At 74.2% G+C, this 17,745-nt stretch carries 16 protein-coding genes; 8 read left to right on the top strand and 8 right to left on the bottom strand.

All coding sequences use genetic code 11. From position 1 onward, the window contains the following. Nucleotides 1–223 precede the first annotated feature (223 nt). Nucleotides 224–1,078, bottom strand: a complete 855-nt coding sequence (locus ACFYPH_RS09080) for an alpha/beta hydrolase (protein ID WP_387180356.1) — start codon at nt 1,076–1,078, stop codon at nt 224–226. A 319-nt stretch (nt 1,079–1,397) separates the two neighbouring features. Between ACFYPH_RS09080 and ACFYPH_RS09075 the strand changes: the two genes are divergently transcribed. From ACFYPH_RS09075 to ACFYPH_RS09060, 4 genes are read left to right on the top strand one after another with little or no spacing between them, the layout of a single operon-like run. After that, a complete protein-coding gene (locus ACFYPH_RS09075) occupies nt 1,398–2,297 on the top strand; it encodes an ABC transporter ATP-binding protein (protein WP_234584431.1) in 900 nt (299 codons plus the stop codon). Between the two features lies 1 nt (nt 2,298). After that, nucleotides 2,299–3,123 (top strand): ABC transporter permease, encoded by an 825-nt coding sequence (locus ACFYPH_RS09070; RefSeq protein WP_387180353.1) that lies wholly within the window; start codon nt 2,299–2,301, stop codon nt 3,121–3,123. 26 nt (nt 3,124–3,149) lie between these two features. Then, a complete protein-coding gene (locus ACFYPH_RS09065) occupies nt 3,150–4,289 on the top strand; it encodes a sensor histidine kinase (protein WP_387180350.1) in 1,140 nt (379 codons plus the stop codon). After that, entirely contained in the window at nt 4,286–4,918 is a 633-nt protein-coding gene (locus tag ACFYPH_RS09060) for a response regulator transcription factor (protein ID WP_354856249.1), read from the top strand. The genes ACFYPH_RS09065 and ACFYPH_RS09060 overlap by 4 nt, the downstream gene beginning before the upstream one ends. 10 nt (nt 4,919–4,928) lie before the next feature. Here the strand turns inward: ACFYPH_RS09060 and ACFYPH_RS09055 are convergent, their stop codons facing one another. Together ACFYPH_RS09055 and ACFYPH_RS09050 are read right to left on the bottom strand one after the other, a co-directional pair. After that, nucleotides 4,929–5,840 carry a L,D-transpeptidase gene (locus ACFYPH_RS09055; protein WP_387180347.1) on the bottom strand — a complete coding sequence of 304 codons (912 nt, stop codon included), beginning with the start codon at nt 5,838–5,840 and terminating at the stop codon, nt 4,929–4,931. A 76-nt stretch (nt 5,841–5,916) separates the two neighbouring features. Then, nucleotides 5,917–7,362 carry an alpha-amylase family protein gene (locus ACFYPH_RS09050; protein WP_387180345.1) on the bottom strand — a complete coding sequence of 482 codons (1,446 nt, stop codon included), beginning with the start codon at nt 7,360–7,362 and terminating at the stop codon, nt 5,917–5,919. 267 nt (nt 7,363–7,629) lie between these two features. Between ACFYPH_RS09050 and ACFYPH_RS09045 the strand changes: the two genes are divergently transcribed. From ACFYPH_RS09045 to ACFYPH_RS09030, 4 genes are read left to right on the top strand one after another with little or no spacing between them, the layout of a single operon-like run. Next, a complete protein-coding gene (locus ACFYPH_RS09045) occupies nt 7,630–9,294 on the top strand; it encodes a hypothetical protein (protein WP_354856245.1) in 1,665 nt (554 codons plus the stop codon). Beyond that, complete coding sequence (locus tag ACFYPH_RS09040; protein WP_387180342.1) at nt 9,291–10,757, top strand: NADH-ubiquinone oxidoreductase-F iron-sulfur binding region domain-containing protein; 1,467 nt, start codon at nt 9,291–9,293, stop codon at nt 10,755–10,757. The genes ACFYPH_RS09045 and ACFYPH_RS09040 overlap by 4 nt, the downstream gene beginning before the upstream one ends. A 41-nt stretch (nt 10,758–10,798) precedes the next feature. Beyond that, nucleotides 10,799–11,428 carry a thioredoxin-like domain-containing protein gene (locus ACFYPH_RS09035; RefSeq protein WP_387180340.1) on the top strand — a complete coding sequence of 210 codons (630 nt, stop codon included), beginning with the start codon at nt 10,799–10,801 and terminating at the stop codon, nt 11,426–11,428. Beyond that, nucleotides 11,425–12,306: a cytochrome c biogenesis CcdA family protein gene (locus tag ACFYPH_RS09030; protein ID WP_355064182.1), complete on the top strand. Its 882-nt coding sequence runs from the start codon at nt 11,425–11,427 to the stop codon at nt 12,304–12,306. The genes ACFYPH_RS09035 and ACFYPH_RS09030 overlap by 4 nt, the downstream gene beginning before the upstream one ends. Nucleotides 12,307–12,334: 28 nt before the next feature. Here the strand turns inward: ACFYPH_RS09030 and serS are convergent, their stop codons facing one another. The 5 genes from serS to ACFYPH_RS09005 all read right to left on the bottom strand — a co-directional run bounded on the left by serS (nt 12,335) and on the right by ACFYPH_RS09005 (nt 17,713). Next, nucleotides 12,335–13,618: a serine--tRNA ligase gene (serS, locus tag ACFYPH_RS09025; protein WP_355064184.1), complete on the bottom strand. Its 1,284-nt coding sequence runs from the start codon at nt 13,616–13,618 to the stop codon at nt 12,335–12,337. Nucleotides 13,619–13,713: 95 nt separating this feature from the next. Then, complete coding sequence (locus tag ACFYPH_RS09020; RefSeq protein ID WP_387180337.1) at nt 13,714–14,823, bottom strand: MerR family transcriptional regulator; 1,110 nt, start codon at nt 14,821–14,823, stop codon at nt 13,714–13,716. 25 nt (nt 14,824–14,848) lie between these two features. Next, nucleotides 14,849–16,069, bottom strand: coding sequence for a saccharopine dehydrogenase NADP-binding domain-containing protein (locus tag ACFYPH_RS09015; RefSeq protein WP_355135151.1), 1,221 nt, complete (start codon nt 16,067–16,069; stop codon nt 14,849–14,851). 49 nt (nt 16,070–16,118) lie between these two features. Further along, a complete protein-coding gene (locus ACFYPH_RS09010; RefSeq protein ID WP_387180334.1) occupies nt 16,119–17,267 on the bottom strand; it encodes an alcohol dehydrogenase catalytic domain-containing protein in 1,149 nt (382 codons plus the stop codon). Further along, a complete protein-coding gene (locus ACFYPH_RS09005) occupies nt 17,264–17,713 on the bottom strand; it encodes a hypothetical protein (protein WP_355064189.1) in 450 nt (149 codons plus the stop codon). Before ACFYPH_RS09005 ends, ACFYPH_RS09010 begins: the two co-directional genes overlap by 4 nt. Nucleotides 17,714–17,745 lie beyond the last annotated feature (32 nt).

The following is a 17,745-nucleotide window of genomic DNA, read 5'->3' as shown; positions in this document are numbered from 1 at the left end:
TCGCGGCACTGCTGAAGGGTGACGATGCAGTCCTGAACGTGGGCTGCGGGCCGTCGCTAGCGTTCTGGGCCCCCCACATCTTGCGATGCAGCTCCTCGAGACGCTTCGACGCCAGACTGAGCTGCGCGAAAACCTGGTCGAGCCCGTCGACGACCTGCCCGACGACGGCCCGCTACCGCGGCCACCCTCGCCGACGCGGTCGCCGCGCTGGGGTTGTGACGCGTCAGCGGCGGGGGGCCTCGCTGGCGATCGTCGCCTCGCGGGGCAGCGCCGCCGCGCGCAGCGCCCAGTCCAGGGCGTAGTCGGCGACCGCCTCCCAGCCGGGCGCCCCGACGGTGAAGTGCGACCGCCCGGGGAACTCCTCGTACGCGGTGAGCGCCCGGGACTTCTGGTAGAGCCCCGCGTTGGCACGGACCACCGACGCGGGCACCACGTGGTCCTCCCCGCCGGCCATCAGCAGCAGCGGCGCGCGGTCGTCGCGTCCGTTGTCGACGCGGGCGGGTGAGCGCGGGTCGAGGTTGGCGAACGCCCCCTCGAAGAACACCCGACCGGCGCCGGGGACCGCATAGCGCTGCCAGGCCCGGTCGGAGTCCTCGCGGCTGAGCGTGTTGCCGAAGGTGTAGGCGAAGTCGTCCGGGGTGAACGGGACGGCCCTGTTCCGGTTGGCGGGGCTGCGCAGGATCGGGAAGCCGGAGCGCAGCTGGCTCAGCGGCACCTTGAGCACCCCCTTCACCGCCGCGGGGTGCACCCCGACGGCCGCCGCGCCCAGGCCCCGATCCACGAGGACCTGCGTGAACAGGCCACCGAACGAGTGCCCCATGATGATCGGCGGTTGGGGGAGCGCCCGGATGATCCGGTCGTAGTGGGCGATGATCGTGGCCATGCTCTGCTGCGCGATCGGGGTGGGGTCGTCGCGCAACTGCTCCACGGACCGGTCCATCCCGGGCCAGGCGGGGGCGATGACGTGCATGCCGCGCTCGGTGAACCGCTCGACCCACCCCTGCCAGCTGCGCGGGGTCATCCAGAGTCCGTGGATCAGCACGACCGTGTCGACCCGGCCCTGCGGCGTGGCACCCATCGCGTCCTCCCGGTGTCGCTGTCCGGCCCGGCGGTTACCCGCTGCCGCGCTGGCAATGCCTGCCGGTGGGCTCGGACCGGGCGGAGCGCAAGAGCCAGGGGCGGTGGCGGACCTGTCGGAAGGCGATATGACGCAGAGGTATATCTATGACTCTGAGTCATATCGCTCTGGGCCGTATCTCCTGCCATGGCCGTCACACTCCGTGTCCAGCCAGGCGTGCCACATCGACCCGCCGGCGGGCCGTCCCTGACAAATGTCACGGCCGGAACGTGACGGCCGCTCCGGGAGCCGACGTCCGCGACGCCGGAGCATCTATTGCATGACCAGTACGCATCCGGCCGTCGAGCTGAACGGCCTCACCAAGACCTTCGGTACGGTCACCGCGGTCGACGGGCTGAGCCTGCGGGTGCAGCCCGGCGAGGTGGTGGCGTTCCTCGGCCCCAACGGGGCGGGCAAGACCACCACCATCGACATGCTGCTCGGCCTGGCCCGCCCGGACGCGGGCACGGTCCGCGTCCTGGGCGGCACCGCCGACGACGCGGTGGCCCGGGGTCGGGTCGCCGCCGTACTCCAGACCGGCGGGCTGCTCAAGGACCTCACCGTGGGCGAGACCGTGCGGATGACCGCCCACTTCTACCGGCACACCCGCCCCGCCGCCGAGGTGCTGGAGCGCGCCGGCATCGCCGACATCGCCGACCGGATCGTGGGCCGGTGCTCGGGCGGTCAGCAGCAGCGGCTGCGTTTCGCGCTGGCCCTGCTGCCGGACCCTGACCTGATGGTGCTCGACGAGCCGACCACGGGGATGGACGTCGAGGGCCGCCGGGACTTCTGGCAGGCCCTGCGCCGCGACGCCCGCGACGGCAGGACGGTCATCTTCGCCACCCACTACCTGGACGAGGCGGACGCGTACGCCGACCGGATCGTGCTGGTCCGGCAGGGACGGATCGTCGCCGACGGCACCACCGCGGAGATCAAGAACCTGGCCGCCGGCCGTACGGTCCGGGCCACCCTGCCCGGCGCGGACCAGGCGGCGCTCGCCGCGCTGCCCGGTGTGGACGCCGTGGAGGTACGCGGCGACAGCGTGCTGGTGCGTACCGGGGACTCGGACGCGATCGCCCGTCACCTGCTCACCCGGACCGCCGCCCGGGACGTGGAGATCACCTCCCGCAACCTCGAGGACGCCTTCCTCGCCCTGACCACCGAGCGCATCGGAGCCTGAGATGTCCACCCTGCCGGCCACCCCCGCCGCCACCCGCACCGACCGACCCGACCGACCCACCCAGCCCGACCGCCGGCTGCCCGCAATGGGTGGCTTCGCCCCGGCCGTCCTCGGCATCGAACTGCGGCGGGTGCTGCGCAACCGCCGCACCCTCGCCTTCACGCTGATCATGCCGGCTGTCTTCTTCCTCATCTTCGGCCTGCCGCAGCGGGGGCAGACACTGGACAACGGCCGACCCGTGACGGCGTACGTCATGATCAGCCTCGCCGTGTACGCGGCGATGGTGGCGACCACCAGCGCGGGCGGCGCGGTGGCCACCGAGCGGGCGTTGGGCTGGAGCCGGCAGCTGCGGCTCACCCCGCTGCGCCCGACCGCCTACGTGGCGACGAAGGTGGCCACGGCGATGACCCTCGGCCTGATCGCTGTCGTCATCGAGTTCGTGGTGGGCGCCGCGGCCGGCGTCCGCCTCCCGCTGGACGTCTGGCTGCTGTCCGGGCTCGCCGCGTGGCTCGGCTCGCTGGTCTTCGCCGCGTTCGGTCTGTTCATCGGCTACCTGGTGCCGGCCGAGAACGTCATGCAGTTCATCGGGCCGATCCTGGCCGTGCTGGCCATGTTCGGCGGCCTGTTCGTGCCGGTCGAGGTGCTGCCGCACGTGCTACAGCAGGCCGCGAAGTTCACTCCGGTGTACGGCATGGGTGAGCTGGCCCGCGCCCCGCTGACCGGCGACGGGGTGAGCATGGCCGGGGTGGCCAACATGGTCTTCTGGACCGTGGCCTTCGGCGTCGGCGCGGCCCGGCTGTTCCGCCGGGACACCGCTCGGGTCTGACCGCCGCGACCGCTAGCGTGGAGCCGATGGACCTCCCGACGGGGCAGCCCCAGCCGATGAACCGCCAGTGGCGGTACATCGGCTGGCTGCTGGCCGCCGTGTGGCTGTTCTTCCTCAACATTCCGATCTCCACCGCGCTGCAGCAGCCGGAGCCGTGGCGGCGGGTCGTCGGGGTGACCGCCCTGGTCGTCTTCGGTCTGGGCTACGTGCTGCTGTTCCAGTGGGCCCGCCGGCTGCGCCAGCTGCTGCTGCCGATCCCGGCGGGGCGGGCGCGGGTGGGTCTGCTGGTGCTGCTCGCGGTGGGCCTGGTCAGCATCCCGGGCACCGGCGGCGACTGGCTGGCGACCCTGGTCTACGTGGCCGCGGCCGGAGTGTTCCTGCTGCCGCCGTGGGAGGCGTTGGTCACCGTGGCGCTCTGCGCCGTGACTCCCGCGCTGGCGTCCTGGCTGGTGCCGGGCTGGGAGGCGGAGCACGGCATCGTCTTCGCGGTGCTGCTCGCCTCGTTCGCCATGTTCGGCGTGTCCCGGTTGGCTCAGCGCAACAGCGAGTTGCAGGCAGCGCAGCAGGAGATCGGCCGGCTCGCGGTCGCCGAGGAGCGGGCCCGCGCCGCGCGCGACCTGCACGACATCCTCGGGCACTCGCTGACCGTGGTGGCGATCAAGGCCGAGCTGGCCGGGCGGCTGATCGAGGTCGACACCGTCCGGGCGGCCGCCGAGATCGCCGAGGTGGAGAGGTTGGCGCGGGCGGCGCTGGCCGACGTGCGGCAGACCGTCGGGGCGTACCGGGAGGTCACCCTCGCCGGGGAGCTGGCCGGCGCGCGGTCCGCCCTCGCCGCGGCGGGCATCGCGGCGGAGTTGCCGGCCGAGGTGCCGGAGCTGCCGAGGGAGTGGGACCGGCTGTTCGGGTGGACGGTACGCGAAGGGGTGACCAATGTGGTCCGGCACAGCGGCGCGCGGTGTTGCACGATCCGGGTGCGCCCGGACGGGGTCGAGGTGAGCGACGACGGCCGGGGGCCGTCCACGCCGGACGCCGGCGCCGCCGGGTACGGGCTGGTCGGTCTGCGGGAACGGGCCCGCCGGCTGGACGCCGTGGTGACAGTGGGCCGCGGGCGGGACGACGGCACCGGCTTCCTGCTGCGGGTGCACGCCCCGGTGGCGGCCCGGTGAGCGCGGCGGGTACGCCGATCCGGCTGCTGCTCGCCGACGACCAGGCGCTCGTCCGTGGTGCGTTGGCCGCGCTGCTGTCGCTGGAACCGGACCTGACCGTCGTGGCCGAGGTGGGCCGGGGCGACGAGGTGGTGCCCGAGGCCCTCCGGCACACGCCCGACGTGGCCCTGCTGGACGTGGAGATGCCCGGCCTGGACGGGATCGCCGCCACCGCCGCGCTGCGGGCGGCGCTGCCGGCCTGCCGGGTGCTGGTGGTGACCACGTTCGGTCGGCCCGGCTACCTGCGTCGCGCCATGGAGGCCGGCGCGAACGGCTTCGTGGTCAAGGACACCCCGGCCCGCCAGCTCGCCGACGCGGTGCGCCGGGTGCACGCCGGCCTGCGGGTGGTCGACCCGACGCTGGCCGCGGAGACCCTGGCCACCGGGGCGAGCCCGCTGACCGAGCGGGAGACCGAGGTGCTGCGGGCGGCCCGCGCCGGCGGCGCGGTCGCCGAGCTGGCGAAGGCGCTGCACCTGTCCGAGGGGACGGTGCGCAACCACCTCTCCGCGGCGATCGGCAAGACCGGCGCCCGCAACCGGGCCGCGGCCGTGCGCATCGCCGAGCAGAACGGCTGGCTCCTCGGCGACTGAGCGGCCCCGCTCAGGCGGTCGGCGGCGGGGTGGCGAGCCGGTCGACCACCACCAGGCTGCTGCCGGGTCGGACCTCGGCGAGCAGTTCCCGCTGGCCGCTGCGGTTGACCCGGATGCAGCCGTTGGTGGTGTTCTCGCCCAGTTCGTCGTCGTTGTACCAGGTGTGCAGGCCGATGTGCGCGCCGCGCAGCCCGGTGGGCACCGCCTCCGGGTCGTCGGGCACCGAGCCGAGGGCGTAGATGTCCACCCCGCCGTAGACCTTCCCGGGCGGTGGGGTGCGGCCCAGGACGAAGGTCCGCCCGAGCGGCGTCTCCTGCCCGGACTGGCCGAGACTCGTCTCCCAGGAGCGCACCGCCTTGCCGGACCGGTACCAGGTGAGCCGGTGCGCCTTGCGCTCGACCACGATCTGGTCGCGCAGCGCCACGGTGTCGAACCCGCCGGGTGGCAGCCAGGCGAGACGCCGGTTGGCCGAGGGCAGCAGGACGGCCGTCCAGCCGACCCGACGCTCGGCGATCGGCACGGTCAGCTCGACACCGGCGAGCGTCGGTTCGAGGAAGGCGCGCGGCCGTCCGCCGGGCGCGTCGTACGCGGCGATCCGCCGGGTCGGGTGCACGCCCTCGGTCAGGGGCGTGACGTCCATCGTGGCCGGGTCGGCGGGAAAACCCTTGGGCGCGGGGTCGTAGTCGAGCACCGGCAGACTGGCCGGGGCGGGCGCGGCCGGCGGGACCGACTCCTCCGGGCTCTGCTCGATGCTGCTCGGCGTCGGGTCGGCTGCGGCCACGTTCTGCCTGTCGGGGGCCGTCGAGCGTGGGGTGAGAGCCTGGCCGACCAGCAGCGCGGCGGCAAGCAGCACGGGTACGGCGATGCCGGCGGCGATCCAGCCGGCACGGCGGCGGTACGGGGACATTCGGTCAAACGACACCAAACCACTTTATGGCGGTGGACGGTCCGGGGCCCCCGGTTCGGCGATACGCGCCGGCCGGAGGCCCCGGGGTCGGTCAGACCCGCGCGCCGATGTGGATGGCCACCGCGTCGTGCGCCGGCACGTTCGCGGCGAACCAGCCGTTACCGTCCACGGTGATCACCGGTCCGCTGCACGTGCCGCCCGCGTACGTGCCGTGGATGACGTCGCAGTACCGGCCGGCGGGCAGCCCGGTGTAGTACGAGCGACCGTTCACGGCGGAGTCCTCGTCGTTGAGCGTGACGAAGCCCTTGCCGCTGCGGCTGAACGCGATGTGGTTGTTGCCGTTGTCGTACCAGTTGGCCACGCCCGCGCCCTCGGTGGCGTTGCGGAAGCCGACCATGTTGGCGATCACCGGCCAGCGGTGCTCGCACTCCCAGCCGGAGTAGCAGGCCGTGTTCAGCGTCTTGTTGTTGCCGTCCGAGGGCGGGCCGGCGTCGCGGTTGCTGAAGGTGTAGCTGGACATGACGGTCGGCGAGCCGTACGGCCAGGCCAGCATGAAGGCGTTCGCGAGGGCGTAGATCCCCCGGTCGCGGTAGGTCAGCACCCCGCTGTTGTCCCGCTGGGTGTCGTGGTTGTCCACGAACACCGCGGCCGACCCGGTGGGCAGGTGACCCCAGCCCTCGCCGAAGTTGCTCAGGTACGCCAGCTTCTCCGAGCGGAAGACCCGGGCCAGGTCCTTGCCGTAGCGGAACTCGTGCACGTCACCGTTGCCGGTGTACTCGGTCGGCTGGACCGGCTCGCCGGCGCCGTAGATGACCTCCTGCACCAGGTACGCCGAGCGGGACAGCTTGCCCCGGATCGCGGCGATGTCGGCGGCCGGCATGTGCTTGCTGGCGTCCAGCCGGAAGCCGTCCACGCCGAGCGAGAGCAGATCGTTGAGGTACGACGCGATCTTCGTCCGGACGTAGTCCGACTCGGTCTTCAGGTCCGACAGGTTGACCAGCTCGCAGTTCTGCACCTCGTACCGGTCGTTGTAGTTGGCGATGTCGTCGCCGCCGTTGCGCCCGCAGTGGTGGAAGTCCTGGGTCTGGTAGATGCCCGGATAGTCGTAGTGCGAGTACGACGAGCCGGCCCAGCCGGTGCCGCCGTTGTCCTGGCCGGACATGTGGTTGATCACCGCGTCGACGAGCACCTTGACGCCGGCCGCGTGGCAGGTGTTCACCATCGACTGGAACTGGGCCCGGGTGCCCTTGCGGGACTCGATCCGGTAGCTGACCGGCTGGTACGCCAGCCACCACTGGTTGCCCCGCACGTGCTCCTGCGGGGGCGAGACCTGGACGTAGCCGTAGCCCTTCGGGCCGAGCGTGCTCTGGCACTCGCTGGCCACCGACGGCCAGTTCCACTCGAAGAGCTGGACGATGACCTTCTTGGCGCCGGACGGGCTGGCGGCGGCCGGGGGCGCCGCCGCGGTGAGGGGGACGAGCAGGCTGGCGACCAGGCCGAGGGCGAGGATCGCCGAGCCGCGTCGACGTCGGTGCATCGGGACTCCTGACGGGAGCGGGGGTGGGGGTGGTGGTGCGGCGGGGGATCGCATCGGCTGCTCGAATCTTGCAACCCATGCTGAAATTTGCCGAAAGGTTACAAGCGTGTTGCAACGACTGTCAATGTATGGATGTCGATCACTGTCCACGGTGGCCGTTACACGCGTCCCGGCGTCGGTCGGTTCGATCCGGCCCAGAAATTTCCGTCCCCGGGTGATCCGCTCGCCCCGCCGGTCCGTACTGGATGGGGGAGCAGGGGTCGGCCGGTGGTGCGCCGCCGCGAGACGATCGAGGAGCAGATGGCCCGGGCAAAGCAGAACCAGAAGGCCACCGAGGTCCGGACCAGCACCAGCAGTCGGGGGGTGCGGACCAGGTCGCGCTCGGCGACGACGTTGCTGATCGCGTCCGCGCTGGCCGCGCTCTGGGCGGCGACCATGCTGACCGGCGCCGGCCAGACGGCGTACGCGTACGGCTTCTTCTTCACCGAGTTCTTCGCCGGGGTGATCGCCCTGGTGTCGTTGAGTCTCACCGTGATGCTGGGCCTGCTCGCCACCGACCGGCTGGTGCTGGGCATCTCGCACCGGGTGCTGATGCAGTCGGCGCACCGCGCCACCGGCGTCCTGGGCGTCGCCGGGCTGTTCTTCCACGTCCTCACCAAGATCGCTACCGGTCGCGCGGCGGCGACCGACTCGCTGGTGCCGTTCGTCGGCGGCCGGGGCCTCTACGTCGGCCTCGGCACGGTGGCGGCCCTGCTCATGGTCAGCGTGATCTGGACCGGCATCATCCGGGCCCGTTTCGCCGGCGTCGGTCCGAAGTGGCTGTGGCGCGCCCTGCACTCCGCCGCCTACCTCGCCTGGCCCTTCGCGATCGTGCACGGCCTCAACGCCGGTCGGGCCGCGAAGTCCTGGGTGGTGCTCAGCTACCTCGCCTGCATCCTGTTCGTCGTGCTGGCGCTGCTGGTTCGGCTCTCGGTCACCATCGGCCGGCGCAGCCGGGAGCAGCACCAGGCCGCCGTGCGCAACGCGGTGCTGGCCGGGCGGGCCACCGAGGAGGGCCGCGGGCGGTCGCTGCTGGCCGGCCTGAGCCGTCGCCGCGACGCCAGCGAGGACAAGCGCCCCGCCTGGGCGGAGGCGACCACCGCCACCTGGACGGCGCCGCCCGGCCCACGGCGGCGCGACCCCGAGCGGTTCACCGTTCCGGTGGTGCCCGAGCCCGGCTCGCTCGCCGAGCCGGCCCGGCCCAGTCGACGGCGGCGGGACGAGGCACCGGCGGCTCGGCAGGACGCCGACCGGCCGACGCGTGGACGGCGCGACGAGGCGGAGACCACGACCCGCCGGTCGAGCCGGCGCAGCGTCGAGGAGACCGGCACCCGTCTTCGCGACGAGGAGGAGTTGGAGCCGGTGACCGGGCGGCGCGCGTCGCGTACCCGTGACGAGGAGACCGCCCCGACCCGGCGCCGTCGCGCCGAGGAGCCGGCCGCCGAGCAGAGCAGCCGCCGGTCCCGCTCCGAGGACGAGGGCACCCGTTACTCGGCGCCGCCCCGACGGGCCGTCGAGGAGCCGGAGGAGCCGTGGGACAGCCCGCGCCGCTGGCAGGCCGGCGAGCCGATCTCCGCCGGCCCGGTCTCCGCCGAGCCGATCTCGGCCGGCCCGATCTCGGGTGGTCCGATCTCGGCGGCGCCGCGCAGCGGCAGCGGCCGGCACAGCGTCGAGGACGATCTGCCGGAGGAGCCGGACTACTGGCGCCCGCCGGCGCGGTACGTGCCCGAGGAGGTGCCGCCGCCCGTCGACGACACCCCGACCCTTGTCGACCTGGCGTCGCGGCGAGCCCGGCGGGCCGCCGGCGAGGGCCGGTCCGCCAAGCGCCGCAAGGCCAGCGCGGACGCCGTGGACGGGGCGTACTGGGCCGGGCTGCGGGGTGAGGCGAAGTGATGCGCACGACCGTGCCACCGGTGGCCTGCGTCGGTGAGCCTCGGCTGACCGCCGGCTTCGCCGAGTTCGGCCGGCTCGACCTGGCCGCGCACGAGGAGGTGCACGGGCCGATCGGCCCGATGGAGCCGGCACAGTTGCTCCGGCTCGTCGAGGGCATGCAGCTCAAGGGCAAGGGCGGGGCGGGCTTCCCGTTCGCCCGCAAGCTGCGCGCGGTGCTGGAGTCCTGCGAGCGGCAGGACCTCGCCGCGGTGGTGGTCGTCAACGCCAGCGAGGGGGAGCCGGCCAGCTGGAAGGACAAGGTGCTGCTCACCCGCGCCCCGCACCTGATCCTCGACGGCGCGGCGCTGGCCGCGTACGCGCTGGACGCCGAGGAGATCGTTCTCGGCGTGGCCGACGACGGTGTCGGCCGGGACTCGCTGATGGAGGCCCTCGCGGAGCGCCGGATGCCGGTGCGGACCACCATCGTCACCGTGCCGCACCGGTTCATCTCCGGCGAGGGCGGCGCGCTGGTCAACGGCATCAACGGGCTGCCGCACATCCCTCCGGGCACCAAGAAGCGCTCCAGCGACTCCGGCGTCGGCGGCCTGCCCACCCTGCTGTCCAACGCCGAGACGTACGCCCAGCTCGCCGTCGGCGCACGACTCGGCCCGTACGAGTACGCGGCGCTCGGCACCGACGACGAGCCGGGCACCGTGCTGCTCACCGTGACCGGCGCGGCGGCCCGGCCGGCGGTGGTGGAGTGCACGGCCGGCATGCCGCTGCGCGACGTTCTCGACCTGTGCGAGGTCCCGGACGTCCAGGGCATCCTGATGGGCGGCTACCACGGCAAGTGGATCACCCCGGAGGCGGCGGAGAAGGCCGAGGTCTCCCGCAAGGGCCTGGCCGCGGTCGGTGGCACCCTCGGCGCCGGCATCATCATCCCGATCGGCGTCGACACCTGCCCGCTCGGCGAGGCCGCCCAGGTGGTGCGCTACCTGGCCGGCGAGTCCGCCGGCCAGTGCGGCCCGTGCAAGATGGGCCTGCCGGACCTGGCCCGCGCGGTCGACCTGGCCGTGGCCGGCAGCCAACCGGCCGACGTGGTGCGGGCCGCCGCCGGCGACGTCAAGGGCCGCGGCGCGTGCAGCCACCCGGACGGCACGGCCCGGTTCGCCCTCTCCGCGATCGAGGTCTTCGCCGAGGACCTGCGGCTGCACAGCACCGGCGACGGCTGCGGCCGGCGGGTCAAGGGCGTCATGGGGCTGCCCGGCGCGCCCGACCCCAATCCGCAGATGCTCACCCTGGACTGGTCCCGCTGCGACGGGCACGGCCTCTGCGCGCACGTGGTGCCGGACTTCATCCGGCTCGACGGCAACGGCTATCCGGCGTTCCCGACCACGCCCGTGCCGACCTGGCTGCGCGAGGGCGCCCTGAAGGCCGTCAAGGTCTGCCCGGAACTCGCCCTGCGCCTCGCCAAGGCCGAGTAGGGAAAGGCACTGACCACCACACCTGTCGAACGGAGCTGCGGATGCGCAAGCCGATCGGGCGGACAGCGGCGGCGTACCCGCGCCGCGCCGCCATCGTGGGGGCGCTCGTCGCCACCCTGCTCGCCACGGCGTCCTGCACCGGCACGGTGCCGCCCGACGCTGCCGCCGCCGGGACCGCGCCGGCCCCGGCCAGCTCCCCGGCCACCCCGGCTGCCTCCGCGACCGGCTCGCCGTCGGCCGCGCCGGCCCCGGTCCCGGTCCGGGTCCCGGACGTCCTGCGCTTCAGCGGGACCACCCTCACCGGCAGCGCGTTCGACGCGACGCGACTGGCCGGCCGGCCGGTGGTGCTCTGGTTCTGGGCGCCGTGGTGCGCCACCTGCGCCAGCCAGGCGTGGACGGTGGCCGAGATCGCGCCGAAGTACCGGGACACCGTGCCGATCGTCGGCGTCGCCGGGCTCGGCGAGCAGCGGGACATGAAGAATTTCGTCAGCGAGTTCGACCTCGGCGACACGCCGCAGATCGACGACCGCAAGGGCGTGCTCTGGAAGCGGTTCAAGGTGACCGAGCAGAGCATCTTTGTGATCATCGACCGGGACGGCAAGGTCGTCCACCAGGGTTTCCTGGACGGTGAGGCGCTCAGCGCCCGGGTCGCCGCCCTGGCCGGGGCGTGACCGCCCCGCTGCTGCTCGCGCTGACCGCCGGCATGCTCGGCGCGGTCAACCCGTGCGGCTTCGCGTTGCTGCCCGCGTACCTCTCGCTGTTGGTCGCCGGAGCGTCGGACGCCCGCGGCGCGGTCGGCCGCGCGCTCACCGCGGCGGCCGGGCTCACCCTGGGGTACGTGGTGGTCTTCGGCGCCTTCGGCCTGGCGCTCGCGCCGCTGGCCGGCTGGCTGCGTCCCCGGCTGCCGTGGCTGACCGTGGCGCTCGGGCTGCTGCTGGTGGTGGCCGGTTGCTGGCTGCTCGCCGGTCGGCGGCTGCCCGCGCCCGGGTGGACCGCGCGGGCGCCCCGGCTGACCAGGTCCTGGCCGTCGATGGCGCTGTTCGGCGCGGTGTACGCGCTGGCGTCGCTCGGCTGCGCCATCGCACCGTTTCTCGCCATCGTGGTGACCAGCCTCCAGGCCGGCTCGACCGGCCGCGGGCTGGCCCTGTTCGGCGCGTACGCCCTCGGGATGGGTCTGGTGGTCGCGGTCGCCGCGCTCGGTGTGGCGCTGCTGCGCGACGGGCTGGTGGCCCGGCTGCGCGTCGCCGGCGCACTGGTGCCCCGGCTCAGTGGCCTGGTGCTGCTGCTCGCGGGCGGGTACGTCGCCTGGTACGGCTGGTACGAGCTGCGGCTGGCCGCCGGCCGCCGCGACGCCCTGCGCGACCCGGTCATCCGAGCGGCAACACAGTTCCAGCAAACCCTGTCGAACACCGTCGACACGCTAGGCCCGACACCACTCCTGGCCGCCCTGGCAGCACTCCTCCTGGCAGCCCTCCTGCTCAGGCGCCGCCGCCCTCCCAGCGTCGATCATGAAGTTGTTGCCGAGACACGCCGAGGCGGCGGGCAATAACTTCATGATCGACAGCGGGAGGCGGGGTTTAGCGCGGGGACAGGCGGTCTGTGCCCAGGCGGTCCTGGAGGACCTCGGGGACCAGGACTGAGCCGTCGGCCTGCTGGTACTGCTCCAGGATGGCCGGGAAGAGCCGGCTGGTGGCCAGCGCGGAGCCGTTGAGGGTGTGCACGAAGCGGGTCTGCTTGGCACCCGGCTCGCGGTAGCGGATGGCCGCCCGGCGGGCCTGGTAGTCGCCGGCCCAGGAGACCGACGACACCTCCTTGTACTTGCCGGTGCTCGGCATCCACACCTCGATGTCGAGGGTCTTCTTCATCGAGGCGCTCGCGTCACCCGCCGAGAGCAGCGTCCGCTGGTAGTGCAGACCCAGCCCTTCGACCAGGCTCTCGGCGTGGGCGAGCATCTCCTCCAGTGCCGCGTCCGCCTGCTCGGGCAGGGTGAACTGGAAGATCTCCACCTTGTTGAACTGGTGCCCGCGCACCGTGCCGCGCTCGTCCGAGTGCGACCCGGCCGACTCCCGCCGGTAGCAGGGCGTGTACGCGAACGCCTTCAGCGGCAGCTTCGTGGTCTCCAGGATCTCGTCCTGGTACGCGCCCAGGATCGCCGTCTCCGACGTGGGCAGCAGGAACTGCCCGCGCGGCGCGGAGTCGGCGTCCAGGTGGTAGACGTCGTCGTAGAACTTGGGGAACTGACCGGCGGCGAAACCGGCCGAGTCGAGCAGCAGGTGCGGCGGGAGCAGGAACTCGTAGCCGGCCCTGATGTGCTGGTCGACGAAGTAGTTGAGCAGCGCCCACTCCAGCCGCGCGCCGACCCCCGTGTAGATCCAGAAGCCGGAGCCGCCGAGCTTGACGCCGCGCTCATAGTCGACCAGACCCAGCGCGCGGGACAGCTCCACGTGGTCGCGGACCTTCTCGATCACCGGCGGCTCGCCGAAGGTCTTGACGACCCGGTTCGCCTCCTTGCCGCCGGGCAGGACGTCGTCGCTGGGCAGGTTCGGCAGCTCGCTCATCGCGTCGCGCAGCCGGGCCTGCACCTCGTCCAACTGGGACTCCAGCTCGGCGAGCTGCTTGCGCTCGGACTCCGGCGCGGTGACCTGCGGCTCGGTGCCGGCGCGCTTCGCCTGCGCGTACGCACGGGCCTCGGCCTTGCGGCGCTGCCGCTCGGCGTCGATCTCCGTGATCAGGGCGCGCCGTTCCTGGTCGAGCCGCTGGATCTCGTCCAGGGCCCGATCGACCTCGGCGGGATCCAGACGCTTCGCCAGCGCGGTCGCCACCGCCTCGCGATCCTTCCGGATCAACTCCATGTCGAGCATGCTGCTCCGTACGCCTCCGTCCGGGGTTCACTGGTGAACCATCAGATGCTACCGTCGCGCACGTTTCCACCCGGGGACGGGGAGCGCGACAGGTTTTACAGCCGGATCGGCATCAGCACGGAGAAGGTGTCCTCGTCGTTCGGGCGGCGCACGGCCAGCGGGGCGATCGGCCCGTCCAGCTCCAGCACCAGCTGCGGGCCGCCGGCCGCGTCCAGCGCGTCGAGCAGGTACTCGCCGTTGACCCCGAACCGCAGCCCGCTCACCGGATCGGGCGCCGGGTCGGCCGCGGCCAGCTCGGTGGGGTGCAGCAGGCGCAGGCCGCCGGAGTCGTCGAGGCCGAGGACGGAGACCGCCAGCGGCGTGCCGGCGTACTCGCGGGCCAGCGTGGGAGCGGCCGGGTCGCGCAGTGCCGCGCGCAGCGCCACCACGTCCACCGGGATGCGGTACGCGGCCGGCCGCTCGCCGACCGCCTCGCGCAGCAGCCGACGGTAGTCCGGGAAGTCGTACGGCAGGGCGGTGCCCGTCAGCGTCCGACCGGCCACCGTCACCCGCAGGTCGACGCCGGCCACGGTCAGCCGCACCTCCCGGGCGTCGGCGGTGTCGAGCAGCCGGCGCAGCCGGTCGACGAGGTCCACCGGCACGAGCACCCGCGCGGGCGGTCCGTCGACGGCCGCACCGGCCCGGGCCAGCGCGAGCCGGTGCCGGTCGGTGGCGACCAGGCGCACACCGTCCGGCTCCACGTCGAGCAGCACCCCGGACAGCGCCGGCAGCTCCGGGTTGGCCCCGACGGCGAAGCGCACCGCGTCGAGGGCGGCGGCCAGCTCGGCGGGGGAGAGCAGCAGCGTGGTCACCGTCGTGGGCGCCGGGTCGACCAGGGCCCGGAGCCGGACGATCTCGCGGCGGGCGTCGGCCAGCCCGTCGGCCAGCCGGCGCAGGTGCGCGTCGAGCAGCCGGTGCACCTCGGCCGGCTCGGCGCGGACGGCGGCGGCGATCTCGGGCACCGGCATGCCGACCCGGCGCAGCCCCGCGACCAGCCGGGCCGGGCCGATCTGCTCGTCGGTGTACCAGCGGTAACCCGTCACCGGGTCGACCAGGGCCGGCGTCAGCACGCCCGCCGAGTCGTAGAAGCGCAGCGCGCTGACGGTCAGGCCGCTGGCCCGGGCCAACTCGCCGATGCTGTGCAGGTCGCTCACCACGTCGGGCATCCTGCCCCCTCGACCTGGTCGAGGGTCAAGCCGCCGGCTCCGCGTCCCGCTGCGCCGTCGGCGTGGCATCGTCCCGCTTGAGCACCCGGAAGGTGAGCCCGGCCCGGACCAGCCGGTCCAGCAGCGCGTCACCCATCGCCGCGACCGGGGTGAGCTGGCCGGCGGTCGGCGGCAGGTCGTCGAACGCGAGGCAGAGCGCCGACTCGGCGAGCATCTTCGCCGTCTCGTCGTAGCCCGGGTCGCCCCCCGCGACCTCGGTGACCACGCGCTTTCCGCCGCCGGTGCCGACGAACCGGACCCGGAACCAGGACGACGCCCGCTGCTGCGGGGTCGGGCCCTGCCCGGAGGCGAGCCGCCCGAGCAGCCAACGTCGGGTGGGCGGCACCTTCACCAGGCCGACCAGCGCGCCGAGCCCCACCGCGCTGACCAGCACGGTCGGCAGCCGCTTCACGGCGGCGAAGTGCCGGTAGCGAAAGTCCGGGCCGTACTCCGGGCGGCTGGCGGCCGAACGGCGGATCACCTGCGGGTCGATGGTGGGCAGCGGCACGGTCCAGATGCCCAGCTCCGCCGAGCGGGCCAGCCGGCCGGGCACCGCCCGGACGCGGCGGTCGGTGGGGCGCGGCTCGACCGCCCGGCGGGCCCGGGCGGCCCGGCTGGCCTCCCCGGTCCGGGCGAACGCGGTGAGCGCGGAATGGTACGTCCCGGCGGAGAACCGGCCACCGGCGCGTACGTAGCCGTCCACGGTGATCGGGACGCCGGCGGGCAGCTGCTTGACGGTGAACCAGACGCCCAGATCGTGGGGGATGGAGTCGAACCCGCAGGCGTGCACCAGCCGGGCGCCGCTGGCGGTCGCCTCGGCGTGGTGGCGGACGTACATCAGGTCGACGAACTCCGACTCCCCGGTGATGTCCAGGTAGTCGGTGCCGGCTCGGGCGCAGGCCGCGACCAGTGGCTGCCCGTGGTGGACGTACGGGCCGACGGTGCTGGCGACCACCCGGGCGCTCTCCGCCACGGCGCGCAGCGACCCGGCGTCGGTCACGTCGGCGGTGAGCAGCGGCAGGTCGGCCAGCGTGGGGTCGATCGCGGCGAGCCGGCCGCGCACGGCGGCGAGGCGATCGGGGTTGCGCCCGGCCAGCGCCCACCGCAACCCGGGCGGCGCGTGCCGGGCCAGGTACTCGGCCGTCAGCCCCCCGGTGAAGCCGGTCGCCCCGAACAGCACCACGTCGTACGCCCGCTCCCCAGCCATCCCCCGAGTCTGCCACCCGCCATCGCCCAGCGCCGATCGGAGGGCGCGGTCACGGTGTGAACACGGCCCGGACGCAGCCGTCGGCGCGGTCGGCGAACAGCGCGTACCCGCGGAGGCCGTCCTCCAGCGGCAGCCGGTGGGTGGCCAGGTGCTCGGTACGCAGCTCGTCGCGGGCCATCCGGTGCAGCAGCATCGGCACGTCGCGCAGGTCCGGCCGGCGTGCCCCCCGCACCGTGAGCCGCTTGTCGGTCACCGCGCCCAGCGCGAACGCGTCCACGTGCCCCTGGGCCCCGCCGAGCACCACCACCACGCCGTCCTTGCGGCAGGCGTGCACCGCCTCGCGCACCGCGTCCGGGCGGTCGACGTCCCGGCCGGCCAACCGATCGACGACCGACCGCGTCGGCGGTACGCCCACCGCGACCACGCACACGTCCGGGCCGCGTCCACCGCTGCGCTCCCGCAGCTCCGCCGCGACGTCGGTACGGCGGTAGTCCAGCGGCTCCGCCCCGGCGTGCCGCTCGGCCATCCGCAGCCGCTCCTCGTGCCGGTCGACGACGAGCACCCGGGCGGCGCCGTGCAGCGTCGCGGCGCGAGCGGTCAACTGACCCACCGCCCCGGCGCCCCACACCGCCACCACGTCGCCGGGTCGCACCTCGCCCAGCTCGGCCGCCAGCCAGCCGGTCGGCGCCGCGTCGGCGGCGAACAGCGCCCGGTCGTCGCCGACCGCGTCCGGCACCCGGAACGCGCCCACGTCGGCGTACGGCACCCGGACGTACTCGGCATGGCCGCCCGCGAAGCCACCCGCCGCCCGGGGCCGGCCGAAGCAGCCGGCGTCCGAACGCCCCCGGTCCGGATCGACGCTCGCCACGTCGGCGCCGCCGTTGTCGCAGCAGGAGTGCCGGCCCCGGCGGCAGTACCAGCAGCCGCCACACGCGACACTCGCGCCGACCACCACCCGGTCGCCGATCCGGTGTCGCCGGACCGCCGGGCCGGCCTCGACCACCTCGCCCAGGAACTCCGTCCCCAGCACGTCACCGGCACGCAGCAGCGGGTCCCGACCGGCCAGCAGCGGCAGGTCGGCGCCGCTGGTGGCGCTGCGGCGGACGCGGACGATGACGTCCCGCTCGTTGCGCAGCTCCGGGTCGGGCACCTCACGTACCGCCAGCTCGTCGGCGGCCACCCAGCACAGCGCCCTCACCCGCGGGCCGTCCGGCGGTCCAGCGCCGAGCGGTCCGCGCGCAGCACCTCGCCGGCCTCCACGCGCTGCTTGACCTGGCGCAGTGTCCGGCGGACCAGCAGCTGCGGGTCGTCGCCGACCAGATGCGCGGCCAGGCCGGGCGCCGCGGCGGCGCCGGCCACCGGGCGGGCGGCCAACTCGGTGCCCCGGTCACCCGGCGCCGGCCGCACCCGCACCTCGACCGTGCCGTCCAGGTCGCGCAACGGCTCCGGCCACCGGCCGCCGGGAAGGACCTGGTCCGCGGGTCGGTCGACGGTCACGACCTCCCACCCGGCCGCCGTGGTCCGGTGGCGGTCCGCGCCGGGCCGGCCGCGCCGCCGGGGTACGCGCAGCAGCCGCGCCGCCCCGGCCCGCGCACCCGTGCCGAGGGCGGATCTCGCCCGCGCCAGCCGTCTGATCGGTCCCATCCGTCCTCCCGGTCCACGTCTCCCGATCGTCG

Origin of the sequence: Micromonospora sp. NPDC005252 (assembly GCF_042872475.1) — a bacterium.
In the GTDB taxonomy this organism is placed as follows: Bacteria; Actinomycetota; Actinomycetes; order Mycobacteriales; family Micromonosporaceae; genus Micromonospora.
The sequence above is the reverse complement of the archived record's forward strand: the minus strand, read 5'-3'. Positions and strand labels throughout refer to the sequence as shown.